Genomic DNA, 26,750 nt, shown 5'->3' on the forward strand with positions numbered 1-26,750 from the left:
ATGCAACTGCCACCGGACGGCCAGCCGCTGCCGCATTACGTCAGTGAAGCCCCATTCGATCCTTACGCTTTCGACAAGACGGGCGAAGGTGCGCCGCTTGCCAAGCGAGCCTCCCAGCTCCGTTTGATGTGGTGGCGGTTCAGGCGGCACAGGTTGGCGCTGTTTTCGGGACTATTCCTGCTGTTCTGCTATCTGTCGATCATCATCGCAGAATTTCTGGCACCGTATAATCTCCATACGCGCAACATGGATCACATTTATGCACCACCGCAATCGGTGCATCTCTTCCATGACGGGAAATTCGTCGGTCCATTTGTCTATGGCCAGAAGATGACGCTCGACATGGAAAACCTGAAGCGCGTCTATACAGATGATCCCAATCAGGTGCAGCGGCTGCGCTTCTTCTGCAAGGGCGATCCCTACAAGTTCTGGGGCTTCATTTCTGCAGACCGGCATCTCGTCTGCCCGTCAGAAGGCGGCCAGATGTTCCTGTTCGGCACCGACAGGCTCGGACGGGACGTCATGTCACGGGTGATCTACGGCGCACGGATTTCCTTGACGATCGGCCTTCTCGGCATCACCACCAGCTTCGTGCTAGGCATCCTGATCGGCGGACTTGCAGGCTATTGGGGCGGCAAGTTCGACCTAGTGGTGCAGCGTATCATCGAGGTGCTGCAATCGATCCCGAGCATTCCGCTATGGCTGGCGCTTGCCGCGATCATGCCGGTCGATTGGAGCCCGTTCGTCATCTATCTCGGCATTACCTTCATTCTGGGTTTGCTGGACTGGACCGGGCTCGCTCGTGCGGTGCGATCCAAGCTGCTTGCGCTTCGGGAGGAAGACTATGTGATGGCGGCGCAACTGATGGGCGCCAATCACTGGCGTGTCATCGGCCGACATCTCATCCCTGGCTTCATGTCGCACCTGATCGCCAGCGCAACACTGACCATTCCTGGCATGATCCTCGGCGAGACGACGCTGAGCTTTCTCGGGCTCGGCCTCAGGCCACCGGTCACGAGCTGGGGCGTGCTTCTGACCGAGGCGCGGACGGTCAATGTCGTTGCGCTTTATCCCTGGTTGCTCATACCGGTGATCCCGGTCATCCTGGTCATCCTCGCCTTCAATTTCCTGGGAGACGGCCTGCGCGACGCGGCGGACCCCTATCACTGACTTGCGCGCATAAAAGCGGGCGGATACTGGTTTTGCCGGCCGAACCCTGAGGGATCGACCGGCAAAGACCGCAAGGAACGACGTTGAACATACCGAAAAAGATGGTCGTGCTGCTGAAAGGCTATCCGCGCCTTTCAGAGACCTTTATCGCGCAGGAACTGCGCGGCCTGGAACTTGCCGGCTTCAAGCTCGAACTCATGTCGATGCGCCGACCGACCGACAAGAAGCGGCATCCGGTGCATGACGAGATCGAAGCACCCGTCCACTACCTGCCGGAATATCTGCACGAAGAACCTCTGCGCGTCGCCAAGGCCTTTTTCCACTGGCTCGGTGAGCCATCCTTCCGGGCGGCGGCCAGGGCCTTCCTGAAAGACCTGCCGCGCGACATCAGCCGTAACCGGTTTCGCCGCTTCGGCCAGGCTCTGGTGCTTGCCCGCGAATGGCCAGAGGGTGCGGACTGGCTGCATGTGCATTTCATCCACACGCCGGCTTCAGTCGCGCGGTATGCATCGCAGTTGCTGGGCATACCCTTCACCGTTTCGGCCCATGCCAAGGATATCTGGACAAGCCCCGACTGGGAGCTTTCCGACAAGCTCGATGATGCAAGCTGGACGGTGACCTGCACCGGCGGCGGCGCCGCCCACCTGCGCACGCTTTCAGGGAACCCTGGCAAGGTGCATCTCAGCTATCACGGCCTCAATCTCAGCCGTTTTCCTTCTCCGGATCGCGCAGCCGCAACGCGTGACGGCTCCAACCCGGAAGACCCTATCGCGATCCTGGCCGTCGGCCGTGCGGTGCCGAAAAAGGGTTTCGACATCCTGCTCAGGGCGCTGGCCCTGCTTCCTGCCGATCTTCACTGGCGGCTCGATCATGTCGGCGGCGGCGATGAGTTGAAGGTGCTGAAGCCGCTTGCGGAAGAACTCGGGCTTGCCGGCCGCGTCAGCTGGCACGGAGCCATGTCGCAGCAGGAAGTGCTACAGCGTTATGGCGAGGCCGACATATTCGCCCTGCCTTGCCGTATCGGCAAGGATGGCGATCGCGACGGATTGCCGAATGTTCTGGTCGAGGCGGCCAGCCAGCGGATCCTCTGCATCTCGACAACGATTTCCGGTATTCCCGAACTGTTCGTCGATCAGGAAAACGGCCTGCTGGTCGAACCGGAAGACCCGCAGGCGCTCGCCAAAGCGCTCGAAACGGCCATCCGCAGCCCATCGGAACGGGACCGCATGGCCAGGAATGCGGAAGCCAAGGTTCGTGGTCATTTCGACCACAAGACCAGCATATCGGATCTGGAGAGATTGTTCTCAGCCGCCTATTCGACGCTCGCCAACAAGGAGCCTTCGCAGCCATGACATCACCGCGCGTGCTCTTCTATGTCCAGCATCTGCTGGGGATCGGCCATATCGCCCGGGCAAGCCTGGTTGCGTCTGCTCTTGCAGAGGATGGCTTTGAGGTGACGATGGTAACCGGTGGACTGCCCGTGCCCGGTTTTCCGGGACCGGGCATCAACCATGTTCGACTGATGCCCGAGGTCACGTCCCGCGAAGGGTTTTCAGGCCTGCAGGATATAGATGGAACAACGCTCGGGCCTGACGGAGAGCGCCAGCGCATGGAGCAGTTGCTGGCGGTTCTTGGCGAAACGAAGCCGGATATCGTCATCACCGAGGCCTTTCCGTTCGGGCGCCGGCAGATGCGCTTCGAGCTTTTGCCGTTTCTCGATGCGATCAAGGCGATGTGCCCGAAGCCGCTGCTCTTTGCCTCTATCCGCGACATCCTGCAGGTGAACAAGAAGCCGGGACGTGACGAGGAAACGGTGGCGCTGGTCAGGCAACATTTCCACCGCGTGCTCGTGCATGGCGATAAAAACCTGACACGGATCGAAGACACGTTTCCGCTTGCAGGCGAGATCGCGGACAAGGTGCTGTATACCGGTCTCGTTGCACCTGCAGCCCCTGTTCCCTCGCCTGAAAAATATCGGGTGGTAGTTTCGGCCGGCGGCGGAGCGGTGGGACAGAAACTGCTGAATGCCGCCGTTGCCGCCCGCCAGTTGATCGCATCGCCCGGCCGCTGGTGCGTGATTACCGGACCGAACCTTGATACGGCAAGCTTCGACAGCCTTGTATCGAAGGGTGACGGCGAGGTGGATGTCTTTCGCTTCAGGAGCGATTTCCGGCAGTTGCTTGGCAGCGCCGAGCTTTCTATCTCACAGGCGGGCTATAACACCGTCTGCGACGTGCTGAGAGCCGGCTGCGGGTCGCTGCTTGTGCCTTTTGCGGCTGGCGGTGAGACGGAACAGACAGCGCGCGCCGTAAAGCTGCAGGAACTCGGGCTGGCGGAATTCATCGAGGAAGCGGCAATCACACCAGACATGGTTGCGAGCGGGATCGGCAAAGCACTTGCGCAACGTGGCAAGGCCAATCTGGACCTGAACATGGATGGAGCACGCGAAACGGCGCGGCTGCTGCGCCGCGAAATCAACCGCGAGAGCTGATGTCAGCTCTCGACGGCTGTGAGATAATCTGGACGCTTTCCCTGCAGGTATTCCTGGACGATGGCAGAAAGATTGGGCAGACCTTCAAGGCGATAATCCGGCGCCGTTGCAGATGGTGGATCCCGCAATAGCAGCTCCTTGATTGCTGCAGAGAGCCGCATACCATCCGAAGAATGATCGGGATGCAGCATGGCAACCAGCCCCAGTTCCGTGGCACGCATTGCGCGGATCAACTGCTCCTGCCTCGGCACCATGCGGGGAATAATCAGCGCCGGTTTGTCGAAGGACAGAATTTCGCAATAGGTGTTGTAACCGCCCATGGCAACGATCGCACGCGCATTGGCGATCAGATCTTCCATGCGGTTATCGAATTCGATGACCTCAAGACAGTTATGCGAGGCAGCCGCCTGGGTCAGCGCTTCGCGCTGCTCGCCGGGCATGTAAGGGCCAAGCACGATCAGGGCCTTTTCTGTCAGATCCGGATCGGCCTGATAGGCATTTATCACGTCGCGAACGAGTTCATACCCGTCACCGCCACCGCCTGTGGTCACAAGAATATAGTCGCCATCCCGCTTCGGCAGAGCCGTCGCGCGGCTTTTCCATGCCTTTCGCTGTAGGAAGCCGACGAAGGTCATCTTGCGACGTAATGATGGCGGCACATCGAGCCCGGTGAGAGGATCGTGGAAATCCGGAGGGCCGTAGACCCAGACGTGATCGTAAAGCTGATCGATCTTCGCCATCACATCGTTGCGCCGCCATTCAGCATCCAGCAAATGCGGTGCATCCATGACGTCGCGGAGGCCGAGCACGAGAAGCGTACCGCGGCTCTTAAGATAAACGAGCGTATCTTCTACCTCGCGCCGGAGACCGAGCGGCTCCTTGTCGACAATGAAGATATCCGGCTGGAAGGATTCCGCCGTCTGGCGAATGATCGCCTGACGCATTTCCAGCGTTTCTTCCAGATTGATGTGCTCATCCATCGACGTGTAGTCGCCGTTGCGCAACTTGATCACGCTCGGAATCTTAACGTAGTCGACGCGCGAGCGATAATCGAAGGCACCGGCAATCGTTGCGCCGGAGATGATCAGGACATGCGCGCCCTGAAACGTTTCGACCAGATGGTTGGCGATCGTCATGCAGCGGCGAATATGGCCCAGCCCGAACGTATCGTGGCTGTACATGAGGATACGGGCATCTCTGAAACCCTGTGACATGCCCTTGACCTTAGGTAACATCTGAACTGTCTTTCCCGGCAACATAAAGTCTTTCAAAAGCGAAGCCAAGCCAGCCAAAGCCCGCAGCTAAGCGGATTTCACCGACCCTGTCTTGAACGATATGCGCTTCGAACTGGGGGGTTATGGCTTGAGGTGCAAGCCCTTTCATGGAGACGTGATGCGTCGTTATCCCGCAGGCCTTCCATCGCCCGCGCTCAATCGATTTCAGACCGATGCTCCATATACCAGCGGACAAAAGCATCGACGCCTTCATCCAGTCCGGTTTCCGGCTTACGCCCGGTCAGCGCCAGCAGAAGGCTCGGGCTGGCGAATGTGCGCGGCACATCGCCCTTCTGCATCGGCAGCATCTTGCGCCTTGCGCGCTTGCCCATCGTCTTTTCGATAACTTCAACAAACTCGAGAAGGCCAACCGGCTGACCGCCGCCGAGATTGACTGTCCGGAACGGGCCTACTGCCGAAAGCGTGTCAATATCCGCAACTCGGTTGCTTTCGGATGGAGCAATCCCGGAAAGATCGATGATCGAATCAATGAGGTCATCGATATAGGTGAAGTCACGGCTCATCTTGCCTTCGCCGTAGATTTCGATTTCCTGGTCATCGAGCATGGCTTTGACGAATTTGAACAGCGCCATGTCCGGCCGACCCCAGGGGCCATAAACCGTGAAGAAACGGAAAGCCGTTGTCGGAACCTTGTAGAGATGGGCATAGCTGTGCGCCATTACTTCCATCGCCTTCTTGCTCGCAGCGTAGAAGGTCAAAGGCTCGTCAGCCTTATCGATTTCGCGGAAGGGAATGCCGGGATTTGCGCCGTAAACGGAAGAGGTCGATGCAAGCATCAGATGACCGACACCGATCTCGCGGGCGATTTCCAGAATATTCCACGAACCGATGAGGTTGGAATCGAGATAGGCCCTTGGATTTTCGAGGCTGTAACGAACACCCGCCTGGGCTGCCAGATGAACGATAACGTCCGGATTGAAGGCCTTGACCGCTTTTTCAAGCGAAGCCCTGTCTTCCAGCATGCCCTGGACGAAGCGGAAGGACGGGAACTGCGCCAGCCCGGCATTGCGGGCCTCCTTCAGGCGCAGGCTGTAATAGGCCGTCATCCCGTCAAAGCCGACAACCTCGTGACCATCCTGCAAAAGCTTGCGCGCCAGATGAAACCCGATGAAGCCCGCCGTACCGGTGATGAAATAACGCATGTCCGCTTCCGCTGTTGATGGGTATCACATACCCAACCGAACGGGTCGAAGCAACGAGGCGCTAATGGAAAAGCCTGAGGCGCGCTGGTGGAACCCCGGGCTTGCCATTTTTGCGATCGACAGCAAACTGGATGAGATCCATCGAAGCCTGGTCGGTGAGAGGCTTGGCCATGACGCCGACAACACCGTTCACACCAGAAGCCACTACGCCTGGGTTTCCGGTAATCATGATGACGACAATACCGTATTCGGCCAAGACCTTTGCGATCTCCGGCCCGGTCTCGCCATCGGCAAGCCGCACGTCGACGAAAGCGATATCCGTGTCACGAGTGTAGTTGAGCGCTACCTTCATATCAGGCGCGATGCCAACCACGTCATGTCCGCTACGCTGAACTGCCTCCTCTATGTCCATGGCGACTAGCAGGCTGTCTTCGACAATCAGAAAGCGATATTCCACGCGCATTTCTCCTATCACTCAAGCGGCAAATAGTAGGCGCCTGCCGCTTGGCAATAGGTATCTTAGAGATCACGGTCATTTTTAGGGGCGTGGTTAAGCCTTTGAACCTCGGCGTTTTTGCGCGTCAGCTCCCTATACGACGATCCCGCAAGGAACCAGAAGACGGCAACTGAGTGATCGCCAAATATTTCAGGGTCGGGCGAAAGGTGAGGAAGCATCCGGAACCGTTTTATCGACATGCGGGTTCTCTCGCCGGAAGTCAAAAGAGGAGAAGAACCATGAAAAATATCATTCTTGCTTCCTGCGCAATCTTCGCAGCAACCGTTGCAGGCCAGGCCTATGCACAACAGAGCACGGTGACCGGCGCCGCCGGTGGTGCCGTGACGGGAGCGGTGGTCGGTGGTCCCGTCGGTGCCGCTGTGGGCGGTGTTGTCGGTGCTATCGCCGGCACGGCAATCGATCCGCCGCCACAAGAAGTGGTCACCTATGTTGAACAGCAGCCCGCCCCGACCACGGCCGTAACCGTGGAACAGCCGATCGTCGTCGGCAAGCCTGTTCCCGAAACGGTCGTGCTGACCCCGGTGCCGAGCAATACCCAATATGCCTATACGGTGGTCAACAACCAGCGCGTGATCGTAGATCCGCAGACCCATACCGTGGTGCAGATCATCAAGTGACGCCCACAATACAAAAGCCCCGCTTCAAGGCGGGGCTTTTCAATTAAACTTGTCAGGGAGTTTCAGACCACCAACGTCTGGCTGATCCTATCCTCTTCGCCGAACAGGCGGAGGTAGCGCTGGACTTCCTTCGCATCGCCGGTCGCCTTCTGCGGATTGTCCGAAAGCTTGACGGCGGGGCGACCATTGGCTTCGCTTACCTTGCAGACGACCGAGATCGGTTTCAATCCGTTGATCTCGGTCGGCGCGCACCCGGCGAAGTCATTGGTGAGATTGGTCCCCCAGCCGAAGCTCATTCGCACCCGGCCCTCGAAATGCTTGTAGGTTTGAATGATCGCATCGACATCGAGGCCATCTGAAAAGATCAGCAGCTTTTCCTTCGGGTCGCGGCCGACCTTCTTCCACCAGTCGATGATCTTTTCGCCGCCTTCGATCGGTGGGGCGCTGTCGGGGCGGAAGCCTGTCCAGTCTGCGACCCAGTCCGGTGCATCCCTCAGAAACGCGGCAGTACCGAAAGCATCCGGCAGAACGATCAGCAGATTGCCGTGATAAAGCCGGTTCCAGTCCTTCAGCACCTGATAGGGGGAGTTACGCAGCTCTTCATCCGTCTGCGCCAACGCGGCGGCAACCATCGGAAGTTCATGCGCGTTGGTACCAACTGCTTCCAGATCGCTATCCATAGCAAGCAATACGTTGCTGGTACCGGTAAATCCGCTGCCGATACCTTCCTTCAACGCCTCGACGCACCAGCGCTGCCACAGGAAGCTGTGGCGGCGGCGGGTGCCGAAATCGGAAATCCGCAAACCTGGCAGTTCGCGCAGGCGCTGCACCTTTTCCCACATCCGGGCTTTCGCGCGGGCATAGATCACATCGAGCGTGAAATAACCGAGCGAGCGCATGGCCGAGCGGGATCGCATCTCGTTGATGATCGCCAGCGCCGGGATTTCCCACATCGTGGTGTCCATCCACTTGCCATGGAAATTCAGCTCGTATTGCCCATCACGCTTGGACAATTCGTATTCCGGCAGTTTGTAGTTGGAAAGCCAGGTGAGGAATTCGGGCTCGAAGATCTGGTTGCGGCCATAGAATGTATTACCCGCCAGCCAGATCATCTCCTTCTTGGAGAGACTGACCGTACGGGCGTGGTCGAGTTGCTCCCGCAGAGCACCTTCGTTGATCTCGTCCGCCAGTCTGACGCTGGTGGTGCGGTTGATCACGGAGAATGTCGCATCGACGTCCGGATAGAGCTTCCAGATCATCTGCAACATCAGAAGTTTGTAAAAGTCGGTGTCGATCAGACTGCGGATGATCGGATCGAGCTTCCAGCTGTGATTATACACCCTGGTTGCGATATCGGTCTTGGTCATGCCTGCCCCTGTCCCGGTCGCCTGTGACCGGTCGGCCTCACTCGCTAAGGAGGCAAGCTAATGATCCCACCTCCCGGCAGCTTTATCGGGAAAAAAATCGATTAAGTCCAGACGCAGTTCAACTATCGCAAGCAGATCGGAAGCGTCAGTAACCCGTCGTTCTGTCGACGACGTGCTGCAGCGGCTCTCCTCGTTCAAAACGCCCCATCTGAACTTCCGCATTGCGGAGCAAAGCCCGGACATCGGACGCAGAGGCAGCGTGCGGCGTCACGATTACATTATCCATGGACCAGAAACGGCTGTCCGGCGACAGGGGCTCATGCTCGAACACGTCGAGAGACGCGCCGCCCAGAGTCTTTGCGTCAAGAGCCGCGATCAGATCCTTCTCCACCTGGCTACCACCACGTCCGGCATTGATGAAGACTGGCGCACCGAGTGCGCCGTTCTGGCGAAGTCTAGAAAAGAGCGAGCCGTTGAAGATGCCGCGCGTCTCGCCCGTCAGCGGCAAGAGCCCGACAAGGATGTCGGTGCGGCCTAGAAAGGCATCGAGTTGCGACGCATCGTAGGTGTCGATACCCTCTATGGCCTTTTTCGTCCTCGACCAGCCGATGACGTTGAAACCCATGATCTTCAGCTTGCGGGCGGAATCCTGCCCCAGGACACCGAGCCCCATGACACCGACGGTCAGATCCTTCGCTTCCGGCTGGTGCAATTCCTTCCAGAAGCGGGCGCGCTGCTGCACGAGATAGGCCGGAGCCTGGCGCAGGTGGCTGAGGCATTGAAGCACGACCCACTCGCTCATGCGGGTGGTGAGGCTCTCATCGACAAAACGGACGATCGGAATATTCGGCAGGCCGGGCGTAGCGAGGATCGAATCGACACCGGCGCCGCCCGAAAAGAGCACTTTCAGCTTGGGGGCGCGCTCGAAAAGATCGAGATCCGGCTTCCAGAGAAATGCATAGCTGGCACTGGAAAGATCCGCCGCCTTGTCCGATGCGTGCAGGACCTTCCGTCCGGAAAGCGCACCGGAAAGCGCCCGATCCACATCACGGCGTTCGAATTTCAGGTCGATGACGACAGAACCTTTTTCAGACACAGCTATTCCCACTTTTGTTATTGGCCAACGGCCCCGTTTTCGACCGCCTCGATGTTGAAAGCCGCAGCCATTAGCGCCTTGGTATAATCTTCCTTCGGCGCGCTGAAGATCTGTTCGGAAGGACCTTCCTCGACAACCTTGCCGGTTCGCATGACGATGACATGATTGGCGAGCGCCTTCACCACCTTCAGGTCATGGCTGATGAAGAGATAAGCGAGATCATGCTTGGCCTGCAGATCGCGCAGAAGGTCGACGACCTGTGCCTGCACCGTCATGTCGAGCGCCGATGTCGGCTCGTCCAGCATAACGAAACGCGGTTTCAGCACCATGGCGCGCGCAATGGCGATACGCTGCCGCTGGCCACCGGAGAATTCATGCGGGTAACGCCAGCGAGTTTCGGGATCGAGGCCGACTTCCTGGAGCGCCCAGGCAACGCGCTGATCCCGCTCGTCCGCCGAAAGCTGCCGCTCGTGGACCTTCAGGCCTTCGGCGATGATCTCCCCCACCGGCATGCGGGGGCTGAGCGAACCGAAGGGATCCTGAAACACCACCTGCAGCCGGTTTCGATAGGGCAGCATCTGCTTGAATGAATGGCCGTTGATTGCATCGCCGATGAAGACGATCCGGCCTTCCGAGGCGATCAGCCTTGCCAGCGCCAGGCCGAGCGTCGTCTTGCCGGAGCCGGATTCACCGACGATGCCGAGCGTTTCGCCCGCACGCAGTGTCAGATCAACGCCATCGACCGCCTTCACGTGATCGACGACGCGGCGCATGAAACCGGCCTTGATCGGGAACCAGACACGCAGGTCCTTCGCTTCCATGACGACCGGATGTGCCGGATCGGCTGCCGGCGGTTCGCCTCTCGGTTCGGAGGAAAGCAGATGCTGGGTATAAGGATGCTGCGGACGCTCGAAGACATCGGTGACCGAGCCTTCCTCGACGATCTTGCCCTTGGTCATGACACAGACGCGATCGGCGAACTTGCGAACGATGCCGAGATCGTGGGTGATGAACAGCATGGACATGCCGTGCTCACCCTTCAGCTTGCGCAGGAGTTCGAGGATCTGCGCCTGAACCGTGACGTCGAGAGCGGTTGTCGGCTCATCGGCGATCAGCAGTTTCGGCCGGTTGGCGAGCGCCATGGCGATCATGACGCGCTGGCGCTGGCCGCCGGAGAGTTCATGCGGATAGGCGGTCAGGCGCTTTTCCGGCTCGCGGATGCCGACCTGATTGAGCAGTTCCAGGATGCGGGAGCGGGCCGCGGCACCCACCATCGCCTGGTGCATTTCCAGGATCTCGCCGATCTGTTTTTCGATCGTGTGCAAAGGATTGAGCGAGGTCATCGGCTCCTGGAAGATCATCGTGATGTCGTTGCCGCGCACATGGCGCAGTTCCGCTTCAGATGCCTTCAGGAGATCCTTGCCCTGAAACAGGATTTCGCCGGAGGGGTGGCTAGCGGCCGGATAGGGCAGAAGCTTCAGGATGGAATTGGCCGAGACCGATTTGCCTGAGCCTGATTCGCCGACCAAAGCCAGAACTTCACCCGGCTTTATATCGAACGACACGTGATCGACCGCGAGCGTTTCCGTCTCGCCCTGATGAAAGGCGACGGACAGATCACGAACGGAAAGGAGGGTGTCTGTCATCATATCACCGGAACGTCTTGCGGGGGTCGAAGGCATCACGCACCGCCTCGCCAATGAAGATCAGCAGAGACAGCATGATCGACATGGTGAAGAAGGCCGTCAGTCCCAGCCAAGGCGCCTGAAGATTGTTCTTGCCCTGGGCGATCATTTCTCCCAGCGATGGCGAGCCGGGCGGCATGCCGAAGCCGAGGAAATCCAGAGACGTAAGCGTGGCGATCGAGCCCGACAGGATGAAGGGCAGGAAGGTGAGCGTCGCCACCATCGCGTTGGGCAGGAGGTGGCGATACATGATCGTCCAGTTGCCGACTCCGAGCGCACGGGCCGCGCGCACATATTCGAAATTGCGGGCACGCAAGAACTCGGCCCTGACCACGCCGACGAGGCTGACCCAGGAGAAGAGCAGCAATATGCCGAGCAGGATGAAGAAGCCGGGCGGCAATATCGAAGCGATGATCAGCAGGATATAGAGGACCGGCATGGCCGACCAGATCTCGATGAAACGCTGCATCAGAAGATCTGTCCAACCGCCGAAATAACCCTGCACGGCACCGGCTCCGACACCGATGATGGCCGAGCAGATGGTGAGAGCCAGACCGAACAGGACCGAGATACGGAAACCATAGATCATCCGCGCCATGACATCGCGCGCCTGATCGTCGGTACCGAGCCAATTGAGATTACCTAGAATGCAGTTTTGATCCTGAACACCCTGCGGATAGGCCTTGCAGCGATCCGCCTTGGCCATCAGCCAGAAAGGCTCGGTCGGGGCGGAATGGGGGATCTGCGAATTGACCGTCTGGTAGGAATAGCGGATCGGCGGCCAGATCATCCAGCCGTTGGCATTGATCTCTTCCTGGATGAAATCCGATCGATAATCTGTCGTCGCGAGAAAACCGCCGAATTTTTCTTCCGGGTAATCGACCAGAACCGGATAGAGGATCTCGCCCTTGTAGGAGGCGACGATCGGCCGGTCATTGGCGATGAATTCGGCAAACAGGCTGAGCGTGAACAGGACCAGAAAGATCCAGAAGGACCAGAAGCCGCGCTTGTTGGCTCGGAAATTGGCAAGGCGCCGCTTCGTCGTCGGCGACAGGAAGGGGCGCTTGGCGGGCGCTACCGTCTCGACCGGCATGGCGGCAGAAGGGGCGTTCATCAGACATCCCTCCGCTCGAAATCGATGCGCGGGTCGATCCAGGTATAGATCAGGTCGGAGATGAGGTTCACGACGAGGCCCATCAGCGAGAAGATGAAGAGCGTGCCGAAGACGATCGGATAGTCACGGTTGACGATCGAGAGGTAACCGAGCCTTCCCAGTCCATCGAGCGAGAAAATGTTCTCGATCAGCAGCGAGCCGGTAAAGAAGGCAGAGATGAAGGCGCCCGGAAAACCGGCAATGACGATCAGCATGGCGTTGCGGAAGACATGCCCGTAAAGTACCTGCCGTTCATTGAGGCCCTTGGCGCGCGCTGTCGTGACATACTGCTTCTTGATTTCATCGATGAAGGAATTCTTCGTCAGCAGCGTCGTGGTGGCGAAGGCCGAAAGCGACATGGCGATCAGCGGCAAAGTCAGATGCCAGAAATAATCACCGATCTTCTGATACCAGGTGAGATCGTCGAAATTGTCGGATACGAGACCGCGCAACGGGAACCAGTCGAAGAAGGAACCGCCGGCGAACATGACGATCAGCAGAATGCCGAAAAGGAAGCTCGGAACCGCATAACCGACGATGATGATGCCCGAGGTCCAGATATCGAAGCTCGACCCGTCCTTCACTGCCTTGCGGATGCCGAGCGGGATGGAAATCAGATAGGAGACGATCAGAATCCAGAAGCCGAGCGAGATAGAGACCGGCAGCTTGTCGATGATCAGATCGATGACCGACGTGTTGCGGAAGAAGCTCTCGCCGAAATCGAAGCGAATATAGTTCCACATCATGTCGAGGAAACGCGTCAGCGGCGGCTTGTCGAAACCGAACTGCTGCTCGAGCTTCTTGATGAATTCCGGATCGAGTCCCTGGGCGCCACGATAGCTGGAATCGGAACTTACGCCCTGAGCCGAGAGATCATTGCTGGCTCCCGACAGGCGGTCACCTGAATCCTGCCCCTGGACCTGAGCAATGATCTGCTCGACCGGCCCGCCCGGCGCAAACTGCACAACCAGGAAGGAAATCGCCATGATGCCGACAATCGTTGGGATCATCAGCAGCAGGCGGCGTAGAATATAGGCGCCCATCAGAACACCCTGCCGAACGTTTCGGGCATGTCACCGCGGGTCTGCGCAAGGATCAAGCGGGCTTCCTTCATGTTTAGGCGAATCAATCCGGCCATTTGGAACAGTTGCCCCTTCAAGGTGCAAGCATCTTACTTACCGGGCTGCTTGGCAAACCATGCGTCAGGAAAACCGGTACCGTATTCCGGCAGCTTTTCCGGATGCGCGATCCGGTTCCAATAGGCGATCTTCTCCTCGCCGGAATAGAACATCGGCACAACATAGTGGTTGGCAAGCAGCACACGGTCCATCGCCTTTACCGCCGCCACCTGTTCCTCGCGGCTTGGAGGGAAGACGATCTTGCGAATCAGGATGTCGACAGCAGGATCGGCAATCCCGGCATAGTTGCGCGATCCCTGACGATCGACTGATGCCGAGCCCCAATAGTCGTTTTGTTCGTTTCCGGGGTTCATGGTCTGCGCCCATACACCGAAAATAATGTCGTAATCGAAGCTGCGGACACGGTTGATATATTGTGAGGCGTCCACTGTGCGGATGCGTGCATCGATACCTATTCTCTTGAGGCTGTTGATATAGGGCGTGACGGTTCGCTCCTGCCCGGCATTGCTCAGCAGGATTTCAAAGCTCAGGGGCTGGCCGGTCTTGGTGTTGACCATGCGATTGCCCTTCAGCTCGTAGCCCGCCTGCTTCAGCAGACCGACTGCGGTGCGAAGGTTGTCTCGCACCTTGTTCGGATCGCCATTGACCGGGTTTGCATAGGGCTTGGTGAAGACTTCTGGAGGAACCTTGTCCTTCAGTTCATTGAGGATTTCCAGTTCCTTGCCCTCAGGCAGGCCGGAGGACGCAAGCTCCGTGCCCCAGAAGAAACTGTCGACCCGCTTCAAGCCGCCAAAGGCGAGGTTTTTATTGAGGTCCTCGAAGTCATAGGCATAATTCAAGGCTTCGCGGACCCGCGCATCCTTGAAGATGTCCCGGCGCATGTTCGGCACGAATGCCTGCATCACGCCGACAGCCCTGAATGGGTTCGTCAGCGCCTCCTTCGTTACCCGGCCATCCTTGACTGCGTCGAAATCATAGCGGGTCGCCCAGCGGCTGGAGCTGTTTTCCTGCCGGTAGTCGACATTACCTGCTCGGAACGCTTCGAACTGCACGTCGGTGTCGGAGAAATAGGTGTAGCTGATGGTGCGAAAATTATGCTGGCCGCGGTTGATTGGCAGGTCCTTGCCCCAGTAGTCGTCGCGCAGCTCATAGCGAATGCCCGATCCGGGCTGAACCGAAGCAACCTTGTAAGGCCCGGACCCCATCGGCACTTCCAGCGACGTGCGGGAGATATCGCGCTTATTGCCCTGACCGTCCGTCCCTTCCCACCAATGTTTCGGCAGGATCGGGAAGTCGCCTACGATCGAGGGCAGTTCCTTGTTGTTCTTCTCGTCGAAGCGGAAGGTCACTTCGCGATCACCGGTCTTTTCCGCTCCGGTCACATGCTGGTAATAACCGGAATAAAGGGCGCTGTGCTGCTTGAACATTTCCAGGCTGAAGATGACGTCTTCCGGGGTAACCGGCTGGCCATCGGCCCATTTGGCTTCCGGCCGCAGCCGGAACGTCACGGATGACATGTCGTCGGGATAGGCAACGGCCTCAGCCAGAAGGCCGTAGGTGCCGAAGACCTCGTTTTCCGAACGCTTCATCAGCGTATCGAAGATCATGGGAATGCCAACTGCCGGCGCGCCGCGATCGATCACCAGGTTAAGGTTGTCGAACGTGCCCTCCTGGGCAAGGCGAAGCTCACCCACCTTGGGAGCGTTGACGTCTACATAGGGAAGCGACTGGAAATCCGCCGGCAATTGCGGCTCGCCGACAACGGCCATGCCGTAGCGCCATTTCGGCTCATCGGCCATTGCCCATGGCGCTATGAACGAAGCTGCCAATGCGACAACAAGACCTTTGCGGAGCCGGGTCAAATCCATGTTTTTCCCTTTGTGATTTTGATTTGTTGCAGCGAAGCATAGGGCAAAAGAGGGCAAAAAACAGGAGGCACCGCTCACAAGCGATTTATCGCCTGCAGTCCGCGGGGCGCGATCTCCATTTCACCAAAATCGCATTTCAGACTAAACTAGCGACAAAAGTGATTTGCGGCGGAAGTTCATGAAATCGATTTCGAAGATGGTCCTCGGATTGGCGGCGACGGCTCTGTTATGCGGCTCCATCGCGGAGCCGTCGATGGCGCAGGACGGTACGCCGGCCAAGCAGCTCTTCGGCGCCGTGAAGCTGCCGAACGCTGCGTCGCCGGCCCCTCTCGGCTTCTACGCCAAGGGCTGCATGTCCGGCGCAGTGGCACTGCCGACGGACGGCCCGACATGGCAGGCCATGCGCCTTTCGCGCAATCGGCGCTGGGGCAATCCGGCGATGATCGATCTGCTCGAACAGTTTTCCCGCGATGCCGCAAGCCTCGGCTGGGGCACGGGCATTCTGGTCGGCGATATTTCTCAGCCCCGCGGCGGGCCGATGATCAATGGCCATGCGTCTCACCAGATCGGGCTTGATGCTGACGTCTGGTTCACCCCGAAGCCGGCCCAGCCTATGAGCGTGCAGCAGCGGGAAGACCTGCCGTTCACCTCAATGCTGGACAAGAGCAAGTTCCTGACGGTCGATTCGCGCAAGTGGACAAGCACGCATGCCCGCCTGGTGATGCAGGCCGCAAGCTATCCCCAGGTGCAGCGGGTGTTCGTCAACCCGGCGATCAAGAAGAAGCTTTGCCAGACCTGGACCGGCGATCGAAGCCTGCTCGGCAAGGTGCGGCCCGTCTACGGGCACGACGAGCATTTTCATATCCGCATGAACTGCCCGCCGGGTGCCGCAGGCTGCGAGCGGCAGGCGGCAACGCCGGTTACCGACGATTGCGACAGCAAGGCACTCGCCTGGTGGTTCACCAAGGAGCCCTGGGCACCGCCAAAGCCGGCCGATCCCAACAAGAAACCCGTCAAGCCGCGCCAGGTCATGCTGTCGGACCTGCCGAAAGCCTGCTCCGCAGTGCTTGCCGGCCCGTCTCGCTCCGAAGCCGACGCGACGTTCGGGGGGCAGCCTGTCGCCTATTCGAGCCAGCCTTCCGTGCCTCAAGCCGTCGATCAGTTGGATGCAATCAGCTCCAATCCGGCCAATGTTCCGGCAGACATACCGCTACCCCGCGAGCGGCCTTTCCGTTAAGCCCGTTTGGCATCCGTAAGCTGCAGCGACAACGCCGAGCCTTCCCTTATCGGCAACGGCACGATAGAAAGCCAAGGCAAATTAAGGTGGCCTGCAAAGGCCCGATGGAGGAATGCCTTGGAATCGGCCAAGCCGTGCATCGCGCTCATCGCGCATGATCTGAAAAAAGACGACATGGCGGATTTTGCCCGCCAACGCCAGGCGGCATTATCGAAGTTTCGCATCGTCGCAACGGGAACGACGGGTGGCCGCGTGCAGGAAGCTGCTCCAGGTCTCGATGTCACGCGACTGAAAAGCGGGCCGCTGGGCGGCGACCAGCAGATCGGCGCGATGATCGCAACCGGCGAGGTCAGCATGCTGGTCTTTTTCATCGATCCGCTCTCTGCACTTCCGCACGATGTCGACGTCAAGGCGCTGACGCGGCTTGCAACCGTCTATGACATCCCGATGGCGCTCAACCGCGCCACGGCAGAACATCTCATCGACTTTCAGTAATCCGCGAGATCCGCTCCCCATGGCCAATGTTCATTCCGAGGCACTGCCCTTTCCTATCCTGATCGGAGATATCGGCGGCACCAATGCCCGCTTCTCCATTCTTGTCGATGCCGAAAGCAAGGCAACAGACTTCGTCCATGTGCAGACGGCGGATTACGAGACGATCGACGACGCTATAGTCGACAAGGTCTTCAACAATCCCGAGCTTGCCAAGCCGCGTTCGGCAATCCTTGCCATTGCCGGTCCGGTCGACGGCGACGAAATCGATCTGACCAATTGCGACTGGATCGTTCGGCCGAAGAAAATGATCTGCGAACTCGGCTTTGACGCCGTGCTCGTCCTCAACGATTTCGAGGCTCAGGCGCTCGCAGTTGCTAGCTTGACCGATAGCGACCGCGAACAGATCGGCCCGAATGCGCCCGCCGTCGATGCCACGCGGGTCGTACTGGGCCCCGGCACTGGTCTTGGCGTTGCAGGTCTGCTTCACGCCCAAGACACGTGGTTTCCCGTGCCGGGTGAAGGCGGCCATGTCGATATCGGCCCGCGCACGCCGCGCGATCTCGAAATCTTTCCGCATCTCGTCACGATCGAGGGGCGTGTCTCGGCCGAGGAAATCATTTCCGGACGCGGCCTCCTGCATATCTACAATGCGGTCTGCGCGGCTGACGGCGTCGCACCGGGCGTCAATCAGCCCAAGGATGTGACCGAAGAGGGCCTGAACGGGAAGAACGCCCAGGCTGCTGAGGCACTCGAACTGTTCGTGACCTATCTCGGCCGTCTTGCCGGCGATCTGGCCCTCATCTTCATGGCGCGCGGCGGCGTTTTCCTTGGTGGCGGGATTTCGCCAAAAATCCTGCCGGAGCTGAAGAAACCCACCTTCCGGGCGGCTTTCGAGGACAAGGCACCGCATAAAGAACTTATGAAGACGATCCCGACTTTTGTCGTCACACATCCGCAGGCAGCGCTCGCCGGCCTTGCCAGCTATGCCCGCACGCCCGCCTCCTATGGTATTGCTACCGAAGGCCGTTGCTGGCGTCGGTGAATGCCGGAAAGTCACACCATTAACGAATCCGGCAAGGTCGGCTGGCAAAACCAAGCCTAAGGGGTTAACAAGCCCCTTCTTGAGACTGCGCAGTGATACTGCCGAATTGGGACTTTCCATTGAAGGCTGAAAAAGAAAAAAAACGCCACGTTGATTCCAGCACCGTCGTCAGCGTGCTGAAGCGTATCATTTCGGAAAACGGCCGCGACCATATCCGTGGATATGTATTCGCGATCAGCTGTCTAATTGTCGTGGCGCTTTCAACCGCATTTACCGCCTGGATCATGGAGAAGGTTGTCAACGAGGCGTTTGCCAATCGTCGTGCAGATATCGTCTGGCTGATATGCGGCTCTATCCTTGCTGCTTTCGTGCTGCGCGGTTTCGCCACCTACGGCCAAGCGGTTGCGTTGTCGAAGATCAGCAACAATATCGTGGCGCGTTATCAGCGCCGGCTCTACAGCCATTTGATGACGCTTTCCGTCGGTTTCTTCTCCGAAGCCCGCTCTTCGCATCTTGCTGCCCAGATCAGCCAGAACATTGCTGGCATCCGCGACGTCATGAACCTCACGGTAACATCGACGGCACGGGATCTGTTGACGCTCGTTTCACTGATCGGCGTAATGGTTTCGAAGGATTGGGTCCTATCGCTGATTGTCTTCGCCGTCGCGCCCCCTCTCCTTTACGCGCTTCGTTATGTTTCCCGCCGGCTTCGACTGGCAACTCGTGAATCCGTCGAGATCAACAGTCGGGTTCTTGGCGCCACGCAGGAAACGATCCAGGGCATCGCGGTAGTCAAGGCCTTCACCATGGAGCAGGAGCTCGAGAAGAAGGTCAACAAGATCATCCAGACAGCGGAAGCCCGCTCGAACAGGATCGCGCGGCTTTCCGAGCGCACCTCACCGCTGACGGAAACCTTTGCCGGTTTCGCCATCTCGAGCGTGCTGGCGTATGCCGCCTTCCGTTCAATCTACAACAACGTGCCGCCAGGCGCCTTCTTTGCCTTCGTTACCGCGCTGCTGATGGCCTATGATCCTGCACGCAGGCTAGCCAAGCTGCAGGTGCAGATGGACCGTGCCGTGGTCAACGCGCAGATGATCTATGCCCTTCTCGACCTGCAGCCTGCACAACGCGAAAAGCCAAGCGCCCCTGATCTTGCAGTCGGCGAGGCCAAGGTTGAGCTCAAGGACGTTGTTTTCTCCTACACTGATGGCGCACCTATCCTGCGGGGCGTGAGCCTGGTTGCCGAGGGCGGCAAGACAACGGCACTTGTCGGACCTTCAGGTGCCGGCAAATCGACAATCATCAATCTTATTCCACGCTTCTACGACCCGGCAGAAGGCGAGATCCTGATCGACGGGCAAAATATCGCCGACGTTACGAAATCCTCGCTTCGCCACCAGCTCGCTTATGTCTCGCAACAGCCCTACATGTTCGAAGGCTCGATCCGCGACAACATCCGATACGGACGTCCAGACGCGACCGACGAAGAGGTCGAGGAGGCAGCGAAACTCGCGCACGCACATGAATTCATCATTGCCCAGTCCGAAGGCTATGACACATCGGTCGGCGAAAACGGTGTGACGCTTTCCGGCGGCCAGCGCCAGAGGCTTTCGATCGCCCGCGCACTGGTGCGCAATGCGCCGATCCTGCTGCTCGACGAGGCGACTTCGGCGCTTGACAATGAGTCGGAAGCAGCCGTGCAGAAGGCGCTCGATACGGCTATGCGTGGCCGAACCGTGATCGTCATCGCGCACCGCCTGTCGACTGTCGTCAACGCCGACAAGATCGTGGTGATGCAGGAAGGCCGCGTCGTTGAGGAAGGCACGCATGAGGACCTTGCCCAGCGCAAGAACGGCCTCTACGCTCGGCTCAACAATCTGCAATCGCCGGAACATCATTAAGCAGGAACAGGCAGGACATGAGTGAAAACGAGATGAAGCTGGTCGTTGTTGGTGCCGGCGGCCGAATGGGCCAGGCGCTGATCCGCATCATCCACGAGACGCCCGGCGTCACTCTACATGCAGCTGTCTCGCGTGAAGGCTCGCCTTTCATCGGCAAGGATGCGGGAGAGCTGGCAGGCACCGGACCGCTCGGCGTTCCTGTGACCAGCGACCCGTTGCAAGCTTTCCTCAATGCGGAAGGCGTCATCGATTTCACCACGCCGGGTACCAGTGTCGCCTTTGCCGGACTGGCAGCTCAGGCACGCATCGTACATGTGATCGGCACGACCGGCTGCTCTGTCGAAGACGAGGAAAAATTCACCGCCGCAAGCCGCCATGCGCGAGTGGTGAAATCGGGCAACATGAGCCTCGGCGTCAATCTCCTGAGCGTTCTGACGAAACAGGCCACCCGTGCGCTGCCGGCAGAGGGCTGGGATATCGAAATCATCGAGATGCATCACAAGCACAAGGTCGATGCTCCGTCGGGCACCGCATTGCTGCTTGGCGAGGCTGCCGCCGAAGGGCGCGGCATCGACCTTGCGACGCAGTCGGTACGCGTCCGCGACGGCCACACCGGTCCACGCCCCGGCGGCACGATCGGATTTGCAACGCTGCGCGGCGGCTCCGTCGTCGGCGATCATTCCGTAATTCTGGCCGGCGAAGGCGAGCTGGTTACATTGTCGCACAGTGCCCGGGACCGCTCTATTTTCGCACGCGGGGCAGTTGCAGCCGCACTCTGGGCGCGCGATAAGAAGCCCGGTCAATATTCGATGCTCGACGTGCTCGGGCTCTCAAATCAATAATATACGGAGGTCTTTCTCATGAGCGGTACCCTTGTCCTCGTTCGCCACGGCCAGAGCGACTGGAATCTCAAAAATCTGTTCACCGGCTGGAAGGACCCTGACCTGACCCCGCTCGGCATCCAGGAAGCCGAGACCGGCGGCAAGGCACTCGCCGAGACCGGCATCAAGTTCGACATCGCATTTACCTCCGACCTGCAGCGCGCCCAGAAGACGCTGAAGATCGTGCTCGACAAGGTCGGTCAGCCGAACCTCGAGACGATCAAGGATCAGGCGCTCAACGAACGCGACTATGGTGACCTCTCCGGTCTCAACAAGGACGATGCCCGCGCCAAGTGGGGCGAGGACCAGGTTCATATCTGGCGCCGTTCCTACGACGTACCGCCTCCGGGTGGCGAAAGCCTGCGTGACACCGGCGCCCGCGTTTGGCCCTATTACCTGACCGAAATCCTGCCCCGCGTCCTCCGCGGCGAAAAGGTGCTGGTTGCAGCACACGGCAATTCGCTGCGCTCGCTGGTCATGGTGCTCGACAAGCTCACCAAGGAACAGATCCTCGGCGTCAACCTCGCAACTGGCGTCCCGATGGTCTACAAGCTCAATGCCGACTCCACCGTCGCTTCCAAGGAAGTGCTTGGCGATATGTCCGGCGCGCACTAAGCGCCAGTTGAGCCTGACAATTTTGACGCCAGCCGAGAGAGAATTTCGGCTGGCGTTTTCTATTTCTGCCGTGTCAATTCTCGATGGTGAACTGAACCGCGTCGGCCGGGAAACGGCTGACGGCATACTGGACCGGCACGCCATCGGGATCGACATTCAGCGCCCGCGTTACGAGCACAATCGCACCCGGTGACAGTTCCAGGGACGAGAGGTCGTCATTGTCCGCGTGGACTGCAGTGATTTCCGTCGAGGCGCGTACATAATCGGGCAAACCAACGGCGGCGAAGGCTGCGGTGATCGACCCGCTATCCTGATAGGCGTCGGCTATCCCGGCAAAGCGATCTGCGGGAAACCAGGTCGTCGCGCGCGAAACAGGCCGACGGTCCGCTTTCCTCAGTGTTTCGAGGCGAATGAGCCGCGCACCAACAGGCAGTTTCAATCGCGCTGCGAGATCAACAGTTGCAGCTTCGTCGGACGAGGCGAGTAATATGCCTTCCTTTTCCCGCGCCTGATCGCCAATGCCTTGACTGAACCGCGTGCGCCGTGAAATCGGGAAATTCAGTCTCTCCTTGCGCAGGATCAGCGTCCCCCGCCCCTGCATGGCCTGGACTATGCCTTCCTGGGCAAGGGCTGCCAGCGCACTGCGGACGGTGTGGCGGTTTACGCCGAACTGGGCCGCCAGCACCATTTCCGGCGGCACCTTGCCGGTGTCGTCATAGTCTCCGCCAGCGATGGCCGTGCGTATCCGGTCGGCAATCTGGCGCCAGAGCGCTACTCCGTTTTGCCGGCGAACCGCCGCTTCTTGCATATCCATGTCACACGCTTGTTATATCGAAAAGTTATGGCTAATTTATCTTGTATAGTTGTCTATATCAATAGACATTTTGGAGATTGGCCATGAGTGTTGCAGAGCAGACCCTGCCGACCGAACAGGCAGGCCGCAGGCGGTGCGCTTCCCTTCTTGCCAGAGCGACGGCGGATGAACTTCACGCCGCCTGGGATGCATTAAAGGACAAACCCGAGACGAAACCCGTGCGCGGTCCGGAGACCGGGCTGGTGATGGTTCGCGGACGTATCGGCGGCGGCGGCAGCCCGTTCAACCTCGGTGAAGCGACCGTGACGCGCGCGACCGTCGCACTCGCATCCGGCACAGTCGGCCATGCACAAGCGCTTGGCACCGACAAGCAGAAAGCGAAGCTTGCGGCAATATTCGATGCGCTTTGGCAGGAGGATGCCACGAGAGATCACGTCGAAAACACCGTGCTTGCCCTGGTCGAACATCGGGTTGAGGCGGAAAACAGGGCGAAGGCGGAAGAGACTGCCGCGACCCGTGTCGACTTCTTCACAATGGTTCGGGGAGACGACTGATGTCAGCAAATATTCAGGCCTTCACCGGTGGCTTCTCCGATCCGGTCTTCCAGTCCCAGAGCGTGTTTCGCATGCTGATGGACAGCATGGCGCGGCCGGGATCGATCCGGGCGATGGAGCATGATGCCGGTCAGCCCGATCCGCTTGGAGCAGCAGCCGGTGCCATCGCATTGACGCTTTGCGACCATGATACGCCGGTCTGGCTCAGTGCCAGCTTTGCCAAGTCGGCAGTCGGCGAGTGGATCGGCTTTCATTCCAGCGCGCCGATAACCCGCGAGAAGGCAGAGGCCCGTTTCGCATTTGTGGAGCGGGGCGTGACGCCTTCCTCCTTCGGCCTGTTTTCGCTGGGCACGCAGGAATATCCGGATCGTTCGACGACGCTGGTCATCGAAGTGGCGGGGCTTGGCGAAGGCCAGTCCTTCACGCTGTCGGGACCGGGTATCCTTCAGTCCAAGACGGTCGAGATCGCCGGATTGCCCGAAGCGTTCCTGCGTTTATGGGCCGACAACCGGCCGCTGTTTCCGCGCGGCGTCGATGTGATCCTCACGGCGGGACGCAGTTTCCTGTGCCTTCCGCGCACGACGAAGATCGTGGCTTAAGCCTCAAGGAGAGTAGACCATGTATGTTGCCGTCAAGGGTGGCGAAGCCGCCATCAGCAACGCTCACCGGCTTCTCGCCGACCGCCGCCGGGGTGATCGCTCGCTTCCCTCCGTCACCATCGAGCAGATTGCCGAACAGCTGGGACTGGCCGTCGACCGGGTGATGGCCGAAGCCTCGCTTTACGACCGGTCGCTTGCAGCCCTTGCCGTGCGTCAGTCGCGCGGCGATCTGATCGAAGCGATCTTCCTCCTGCGCGCCTATCGCACCACCCTGCCCCGCTTCGGCAATTCGGTGCCGCTCGACACCGCCGACATGCTGGTCGAGCGTCGGGTTTCCGCCACCTACAAGGATCTTCCAGGTGGACAGCTGCTCGGCCCGACTTTCGACTATACGCATCGCCTTCTCGATCCTTCGCTTCTCACCGACGAGACCGTCGAAGAACCTGCCCGCAGGGATGCCAGCGAAGAAGAGATCATGCGCGTCTCCGACATTCTCGCGCATGAAGGCCTGATCGAGGCCGATGGGGATCTGCCCCAGGATCATCAGGCGGGCGATCTGACGCGTGAGCCGATGGAATTTCCGATGGGTCGCGACCTGCGTCTGCAGGCGCTCGCACGCGGCGATGAGGGTTTTCTTCTGGCGCTCGGTTATTCGACCCAGCGCGGCTATGGCCGCAACCATCCCTTCGTCGGCGAAATCCGTATCGGTGAAGTAGAGGTGGAGATGGAAATACCGGAACTCGGCTTTGCCGTTTCTCTCGGAAATATCCGCGTGACCGAATGCCAGATGGTCAACCAGTTCAAGGGTTCTTCAAAGGCGCCGCCGCAGTTTACCCGCGGTTACGGCCTCGTCTTCGGTCAGAGCGAACGCAAGGCGATGTCGATGTCGCTGGTCGACCGCGCATTACGCGCCGAAGAACTCGGCGAGGACATTACCGCGCCGGCGCAGGACGAGGAATTCGTCATTTCCCATTCCGACAACGTGCAGGCGACCGGCTTTGTCGAGCATCTGAAACTGCCGCACTATGTGGATTTCCAGGCAGAATTGGCCATGGTTCGCAGAATGCGCGCCGATATCCATGCTGCGCGTAGTCCTCAGCAAGGCGATGTAACGGAGGCCGCAGAATGACCGGATCACTCTCCTCCACCGCCACCTCCACCGCATCCCGCGTCACCGCCGGCACCACTGTCGCCATTGCAGCCATCAGCCGCGATGACAACTGGCGTGCCTTCCCCGGCAACACTTTTGTCGGTGGCGGATCGTGTGCGCTCCCTGTTGAGATAAAGGGGCAAGATGCCCAGAAAAAACAGCAGCGCGAAAGCGGCTGCTTGGAGCAATCCATTCGAAGTGACGGCGTCCATGACGACCTCTCCTCTCAGTGGCTTATGCAGGCACAGGATACTTCACTATGACGGACCTCGCCACCTACAATTTCGCCTACCTGGACGAACAGACGAAGCGGATGATCCGCCGCGCGATACTGAAGGCAATATCGATACCCGGCTATCAAGTGCCGTTTGCATCGCGTGAAATGCCGATGCCCTATGGCTGGGGCACCGGCGGCGTGCAGGTGACAGCCGCGATCATCGGGCCGGAAGATGTGCTGAAAGTCATTGACCAGGGCGCCGACGACACAACGAATGCCGTCTCAATCCGCGCCTTCTTCCAGAAGGTCGCAGACGTTGCGGTAACGACACATACCAAGGATGCGACGATCATCCAGACGCGCCACCGCATTCCAGAGCAGAAGCTCACCGAAGGCCAGGTTCTCGTCTATCAGGTCCCGATCCCCGAGCCGCTGCGCTTCCTTGAACCGCGCGAAACCGAGACGCGGAAAATGCATGCGCTGGAAGAATATGGCCTGATGCATGTGAAGCTCTACGAGGACATCGCCATCAACGGCCGCATCTCCAAGACCTATGCCTATCCGGTGAAGGTCGATGGGCGTTATGTGATGGACCCGTCGCCGACGCCGAAATTCGACAATCCGAAAATGCACATGTCGGACGCCCTTCAGCTGTTCGGCGCCGGCCGCGAGAAGCGCATCTATGCGGTACCGCCGCATACGGAAGTGGTCAGTCTCGATTTCGAGGATTACCCGTTCGAGATCCAGACATTCGAGCAGGATTGCGCGCTCTGCGGCGCACATGGCGTCTATCTCGACGAAGTCGTGCTCGATGACAAGGGTGGGCGAATGTTCGTCTGCTCCGATACCGACCATTGCGAGGACCGCCGCGAACACGGCCATGCCGGCGCGATGCTTGCTCCAAACCAGGAGGCCGCGGAATGAGCGACAATCCACTTCTCAAAGTCAGCGGCGTGTCGAAATTCTACGGCAGCCGAATCGGCTGCCAGGATGTCAATTTCGAGCTATGGCCGGGCGAAGTGCTCGCCATTGTCGGCGAATCCGGATCCGGCAAAACGACGCTTCTTAACTGCATCTCTACCCGCCTGCTACCGACTGCCGGCAGTGTCGAATACAGGATGCGCGACGGCAATTTCCGCGATCTCTACCACATGAGCGAGGCGGAGCGCCGCTTCCTGATGCGTACCGATTGGGGCTTTGTCCATCAGAACCCGGCTGACGGGCTGCGCATGACGGTGTCTGCCGGCGCCAATGTCGGCGAGCGGCTGATGGCGGTCGGTGACCGGCATTACGGAAAAATCCGCGAGACGGCGACCGACTGGCTCGGCCGGGTGGAAATTTCCGCCGACCGTATCGACGACCAGCCGCGCGCCTTTTCCGGCGGCATGCGCCAGCGCCTGCAGATAGCCCGCAATCTCGTTACCGGACCTCGCCTCGTGTTCATGGACGAACCGACCGGCGGTCTCGATGTTTCGGTTCAGGCGCGTTTGCTCGATCTGGTGCGTGGTCTCGTCAACGATCTGGGCCTGGCCGCGATCGTCGTTACCCATGATCTCGCGGTCGCGCGGCTTCTTTCGCACCGGATGATGGTAATGAAGGATGGCCACGTGATCGAACACGGGCTGACCGATCGGGTGCTCGACGATCCGCGCGAACCCTATACCCAGCTTCTCGTCTCTTCCATTCTCCAGGTGTGAGGTAACAT

At 59.3% G+C, this 26,750-nt stretch carries 26 protein-coding genes; 16 read left to right on the top strand and 10 right to left on the bottom strand.

Translation table 11 applies throughout. From position 1 onward, the window contains the following. From HNQ72_RS14645 to HNQ72_RS14655, 3 genes are all read left to right on the top strand, one after another. On the top strand, window positions 1-1,170 hold the full coding sequence (locus HNQ72_RS14645; protein ID WP_373289442.1) for an ABC transporter permease: 1,170 nt from the start codon (window positions 1-3) through the stop codon (window positions 1,168-1,170). Window positions 1,171-1,271: 101 nt separating this feature from the next. Beyond that, window positions 1,272-2,522: a glycosyltransferase family 4 protein gene (locus HNQ72_RS14650; RefSeq protein ID WP_373289441.1), complete on the top strand. Its 1,251-nt coding sequence runs from the start codon at window positions 1,272-1,274 to the stop codon at window positions 2,520-2,522. Continuing rightward, on the top strand, window positions 2,519-3,661 hold the full coding sequence (locus HNQ72_RS14655) for a glycosyltransferase family protein (RefSeq protein ID WP_183992906.1): 1,143 nt from the start codon (window positions 2,519-2,521) through the stop codon (window positions 3,659-3,661). The genes HNQ72_RS14650 and HNQ72_RS14655 overlap by 4 nt, the downstream gene beginning before the upstream one ends. 2 nt (window positions 3,662-3,663) lie before the next feature. On the opposite strand, the gene HNQ72_RS14660 is transcribed toward HNQ72_RS14655, so the two are convergent. From HNQ72_RS14660 to HNQ72_RS14670, 3 genes are all read right to left on the bottom strand, one after another. Then, window positions 3,664-4,875, bottom strand: a complete 1,212-nt coding sequence (locus HNQ72_RS14660) for a glycosyltransferase family protein (protein WP_183993151.1) — start codon at window positions 4,873-4,875, stop codon at window positions 3,664-3,666. Window positions 4,876-5,090: 215 nt separating this feature from the next. Beyond that, window positions 5,091-6,098, bottom strand: a complete 1,008-nt coding sequence (locus HNQ72_RS14665; RefSeq protein ID WP_183992907.1) for an NAD-dependent epimerase/dehydratase family protein — start codon at window positions 6,096-6,098, stop codon at window positions 5,091-5,093. Window positions 6,099-6,159: 61 nt separating this feature from the next. After that, window positions 6,160-6,555, bottom strand: coding sequence for a response regulator (locus HNQ72_RS14670; RefSeq protein ID WP_183684915.1), 396 nt, complete (start codon window positions 6,553-6,555; stop codon window positions 6,160-6,162). A 278-nt stretch (window positions 6,556-6,833) separates the two neighbouring features. Here HNQ72_RS14670 and HNQ72_RS14675 point away from each other — a divergent pair, with 278 nt between their 5' ends. Next, the gene (locus HNQ72_RS14675) at window positions 6,834-7,232 is read left to right on the top strand and encodes a DUF1236 domain-containing protein (protein ID WP_183992908.1); all 399 of its coding nucleotides are present in this window, start codon (window positions 6,834-6,836) and stop codon (window positions 7,230-7,232) included. Window positions 7,233-7,294: 62 nt separating this feature from the next. On the opposite strand, the gene pncB is transcribed toward HNQ72_RS14675, so the two are convergent. The 6 genes from pncB to HNQ72_RS14705 all read right to left on the bottom strand — a co-directional run bounded on the left by pncB (window position 7,295) and on the right by HNQ72_RS14705 (window position 15,540). Then, a complete protein-coding gene (pncB, locus tag HNQ72_RS14680) occupies window positions 7,295-8,599 on the bottom strand; it encodes a nicotinate phosphoribosyltransferase (RefSeq protein ID WP_183992909.1) in 1,305 nt (434 codons plus the stop codon). A 145-nt stretch (window positions 8,600-8,744) separates the two neighbouring features. Then, complete coding sequence (locus HNQ72_RS14685; protein WP_183992910.1) at window positions 8,745-9,695, bottom strand: 2-hydroxyacid dehydrogenase; 951 nt, start codon at window positions 9,693-9,695, stop codon at window positions 8,745-8,747. Between the two features lie 17 nt (window positions 9,696-9,712). After that, complete coding sequence (locus tag HNQ72_RS14690; protein WP_183992911.1) at window positions 9,713-11,341, bottom strand: ABC transporter ATP-binding protein; 1,629 nt, start codon at window positions 11,339-11,341, stop codon at window positions 9,713-9,715. A 4-nt stretch (window positions 11,342-11,345) separates the two neighbouring features. Then, complete coding sequence (locus HNQ72_RS14695; protein ID WP_373289440.1) at window positions 11,346-12,473, bottom strand: ABC transporter permease; 1,128 nt, start codon at window positions 12,471-12,473, stop codon at window positions 11,346-11,348. A gap of 20 nt (window positions 12,474-12,493) precedes the next feature. Next, a complete protein-coding gene (locus HNQ72_RS14700; protein ID WP_183992913.1) occupies window positions 12,494-13,576 on the bottom strand; it encodes a microcin C ABC transporter permease YejB in 1,083 nt (360 codons plus the stop codon). A gap of 128 nt (window positions 13,577-13,704) precedes the next feature. Continuing rightward, on the bottom strand, window positions 13,705-15,540 hold the full coding sequence (locus HNQ72_RS14705) for an extracellular solute-binding protein (protein WP_183992914.1): 1,836 nt from the start codon (window positions 15,538-15,540) through the stop codon (window positions 13,705-13,707). Window positions 15,541-15,718: 178 nt separating this feature from the next. Here HNQ72_RS14705 and mepA point away from each other — a divergent pair, with 178 nt between their 5' ends. The 6 genes from mepA (at window position 15,719) to HNQ72_RS14735 (ending at window position 21,711) form a co-directional block, all read left to right on the top strand. Further along, window positions 15,719-16,777 (top strand): penicillin-insensitive murein endopeptidase, encoded by a 1,059-nt coding sequence (mepA, locus tag HNQ72_RS14710; protein ID WP_183992915.1) that lies wholly within the window; start codon window positions 15,719-15,721, stop codon window positions 16,775-16,777. A 117-nt stretch (window positions 16,778-16,894) separates the two neighbouring features. Beyond that, on the top strand, window positions 16,895-17,272 hold the full coding sequence (locus HNQ72_RS14715; RefSeq protein ID WP_183992916.1) for a methylglyoxal synthase: 378 nt from the start codon (window positions 16,895-16,897) through the stop codon (window positions 17,270-17,272). 19 nt (window positions 17,273-17,291) lie between these two features. Further along, window positions 17,292-18,314 (top strand): glucokinase, encoded by a 1,023-nt coding sequence (locus HNQ72_RS14720; protein ID WP_183992917.1) that lies wholly within the window; start codon window positions 17,292-17,294, stop codon window positions 18,312-18,314. 119 nt (window positions 18,315-18,433) lie between these two features. Then, complete coding sequence (locus tag HNQ72_RS14725) at window positions 18,434-20,215, top strand: ABC transporter ATP-binding protein (RefSeq protein ID WP_183992918.1); 1,782 nt, start codon at window positions 18,434-18,436, stop codon at window positions 20,213-20,215. A gap of 17 nt (window positions 20,216-20,232) precedes the next feature. After that, window positions 20,233-21,057: a 4-hydroxy-tetrahydrodipicolinate reductase gene (gene dapB / locus HNQ72_RS14730; protein WP_183992919.1), complete on the top strand. Its 825-nt coding sequence runs from the start codon at window positions 20,233-20,235 to the stop codon at window positions 21,055-21,057. 18 nt (window positions 21,058-21,075) lie between these two features. Beyond that, window positions 21,076-21,711 carry a 2,3-bisphosphoglycerate-dependent phosphoglycerate mutase gene (locus HNQ72_RS14735; RefSeq protein ID WP_183992920.1) on the top strand — a complete coding sequence of 212 codons (636 nt, stop codon included), beginning with the start codon at window positions 21,076-21,078 and terminating at the stop codon, window positions 21,709-21,711. A 73-nt stretch (window positions 21,712-21,784) separates the two neighbouring features. Here the strand turns inward: HNQ72_RS14735 and phnF are convergent, their stop codons facing one another. Continuing rightward, entirely contained in the window at window positions 21,785-22,519 is a 735-nt protein-coding gene (phnF, locus tag HNQ72_RS14740) for a phosphonate metabolism transcriptional regulator PhnF (protein WP_183993152.1), read from the bottom strand. A gap of 89 nt (window positions 22,520-22,608) precedes the next feature. Between phnF and phnG the strand changes: the two genes are divergently transcribed. Genes phnG through phnK form a run of 6 tightly spaced genes read left to right on the top strand, consistent with a single transcriptional unit; the run spans window position 22,609 to window position 26,742 of the window. Then, the gene (gene phnG, locus HNQ72_RS14745) at window positions 22,609-23,079 is read left to right on the top strand and encodes a phosphonate C-P lyase system protein PhnG (RefSeq protein WP_183992921.1); all 471 of its coding nucleotides are present in this window, start codon (window positions 22,609-22,611) and stop codon (window positions 23,077-23,079) included. Continuing rightward, window positions 23,079-23,678: a phosphonate C-P lyase system protein PhnH gene (gene phnH, locus HNQ72_RS14750; RefSeq protein ID WP_183992922.1), complete on the top strand. Its 600-nt coding sequence runs from the start codon at window positions 23,079-23,081 to the stop codon at window positions 23,676-23,678. The genes phnG and phnH overlap by 1 nt, the downstream gene beginning before the upstream one ends. A 19-nt stretch (window positions 23,679-23,697) precedes the next feature. Beyond that, the gene (locus tag HNQ72_RS14755) at window positions 23,698-24,807 is read left to right on the top strand and encodes a carbon-phosphorus lyase complex subunit (RefSeq protein WP_183992923.1); all 1,110 of its coding nucleotides are present in this window, start codon (window positions 23,698-23,700) and stop codon (window positions 24,805-24,807) included. Beyond that, window positions 24,804-25,091 carry a hypothetical protein gene (locus tag HNQ72_RS14760; RefSeq protein WP_183992924.1) on the top strand — a complete coding sequence of 96 codons (288 nt, stop codon included), beginning with the start codon at window positions 24,804-24,806 and terminating at the stop codon, window positions 25,089-25,091. Before HNQ72_RS14755 ends, HNQ72_RS14760 begins: the two co-directional genes overlap by 4 nt. Continuing rightward, window positions 25,088-25,969, top strand: coding sequence for an alpha-D-ribose 1-methylphosphonate 5-phosphate C-P-lyase PhnJ (locus tag HNQ72_RS14765; protein WP_183992925.1), 882 nt, complete (start codon window positions 25,088-25,090; stop codon window positions 25,967-25,969). The genes HNQ72_RS14760 and HNQ72_RS14765 overlap by 4 nt, the downstream gene beginning before the upstream one ends. After that, complete coding sequence (gene phnK, locus HNQ72_RS14770; protein ID WP_183992926.1) at window positions 25,966-26,742, top strand: phosphonate C-P lyase system protein PhnK; 777 nt, start codon at window positions 25,966-25,968, stop codon at window positions 26,740-26,742. The genes HNQ72_RS14765 and phnK overlap by 4 nt, the downstream gene beginning before the upstream one ends. Window positions 26,743-26,750 lie beyond the last annotated feature (8 nt).

The sequence above is a fragment of the Aliirhizobium wenxiniae genome, assembly GCF_014201355.1.
GTDB classification, from domain to species: Bacteria; Pseudomonadota; Alphaproteobacteria; order Rhizobiales; family Rhizobiaceae; genus Neorhizobium; species Neorhizobium wenxiniae.

Coding starts and splice junctions, on each gene's coding strand:
- HNQ72_RS14645 (WP_373289442.1), top strand. CDS start 1: ATGCAACTGCCACCGGACGGCCAGCCGCTGCCGCATTACGTCAGTGAA.
- HNQ72_RS14650 (WP_373289441.1), top strand. CDS start 1,272: ATGGTCGTGCTGCTGAAAGGCTATCCGCGCCTTTCAGAGACCTTTATC.
- HNQ72_RS14655 (WP_183992906.1), top strand. CDS start 2,519: ATGACATCACCGCGCGTGCTCTTCTATGTCCAGCATCTGCTGGGGATC.
- HNQ72_RS14660 (WP_183993151.1), bottom strand. CDS start 4,875: ATGTCACAGGGTTTCAGAGATGCCCGTATCCTCATGTACAGCCACGAT.
- HNQ72_RS14665 (WP_183992907.1), bottom strand. CDS start 6,098: ATGCGTTATTTCATCACCGGTACGGCGGGCTTCATCGGGTTTCATCTG.
- HNQ72_RS14675 (WP_183992908.1), top strand. CDS start 6,834: ATGAAAAATATCATTCTTGCTTCCTGCGCAATCTTCGCAGCAACCGTT.
- pncB (WP_183992909.1), bottom strand. CDS start 8,599: ATGACCAAGACCGATATCGCAACCAGGGTGTATAATCACAGCTGGAAG.
- HNQ72_RS14690 (WP_183992911.1), bottom strand. CDS start 11,341: ATGACAGACACCCTCCTTTCCGTTCGTGATCTGTCCGTCGCCTTTCAT.
- HNQ72_RS14695 (WP_373289440.1), bottom strand. CDS start 12,473: ATGCCGGTCGAGACGGTAGCGCCCGCCAAGCGCCCCTTCCTGTCGCCG.
- HNQ72_RS14700 (WP_183992913.1), bottom strand. CDS start 13,576: ATGGGCGCCTATATTCTACGCCGCCTGCTGCTGATGATCCCAACGATT.
- HNQ72_RS14705 (WP_183992914.1), bottom strand. CDS start 15,540: ATGGATTTGACCCGGCTCCGCAAAGGTCTTGTTGTCGCATTGGCAGCT.
- mepA (WP_183992915.1), top strand. CDS start 15,719: ATGAAATCGATTTCGAAGATGGTCCTCGGATTGGCGGCGACGGCTCTG.
- HNQ72_RS14720 (WP_183992917.1), top strand. CDS start 17,292: ATGGCCAATGTTCATTCCGAGGCACTGCCCTTTCCTATCCTGATCGGA.
- dapB (WP_183992919.1), top strand. CDS start 20,233: ATGAGTGAAAACGAGATGAAGCTGGTCGTTGTTGGTGCCGGCGGCCGA.
- HNQ72_RS14735 (WP_183992920.1), top strand. CDS start 21,076: ATGAGCGGTACCCTTGTCCTCGTTCGCCACGGCCAGAGCGACTGGAAT.
- phnF (WP_183993152.1), bottom strand. CDS start 22,519: ATGCAAGAAGCGGCGGTTCGCCGGCAAAACGGAGTAGCGCTCTGGCGC.
- phnG (WP_183992921.1), top strand. CDS start 22,609: ATGAGTGTTGCAGAGCAGACCCTGCCGACCGAACAGGCAGGCCGCAGG.
- phnH (WP_183992922.1), top strand. CDS start 23,079: ATGTCAGCAAATATTCAGGCCTTCACCGGTGGCTTCTCCGATCCGGTC.
- HNQ72_RS14755 (WP_183992923.1), top strand. CDS start 23,698: ATGTATGTTGCCGTCAAGGGTGGCGAAGCCGCCATCAGCAACGCTCAC.
- HNQ72_RS14760 (WP_183992924.1), top strand. CDS start 24,804: ATGACCGGATCACTCTCCTCCACCGCCACCTCCACCGCATCCCGCGTC.
- HNQ72_RS14765 (WP_183992925.1), top strand. CDS start 25,088: ATGACGGACCTCGCCACCTACAATTTCGCCTACCTGGACGAACAGACG.
- phnK (WP_183992926.1), top strand. CDS start 25,966: ATGAGCGACAATCCACTTCTCAAAGTCAGCGGCGTGTCGAAATTCTAC.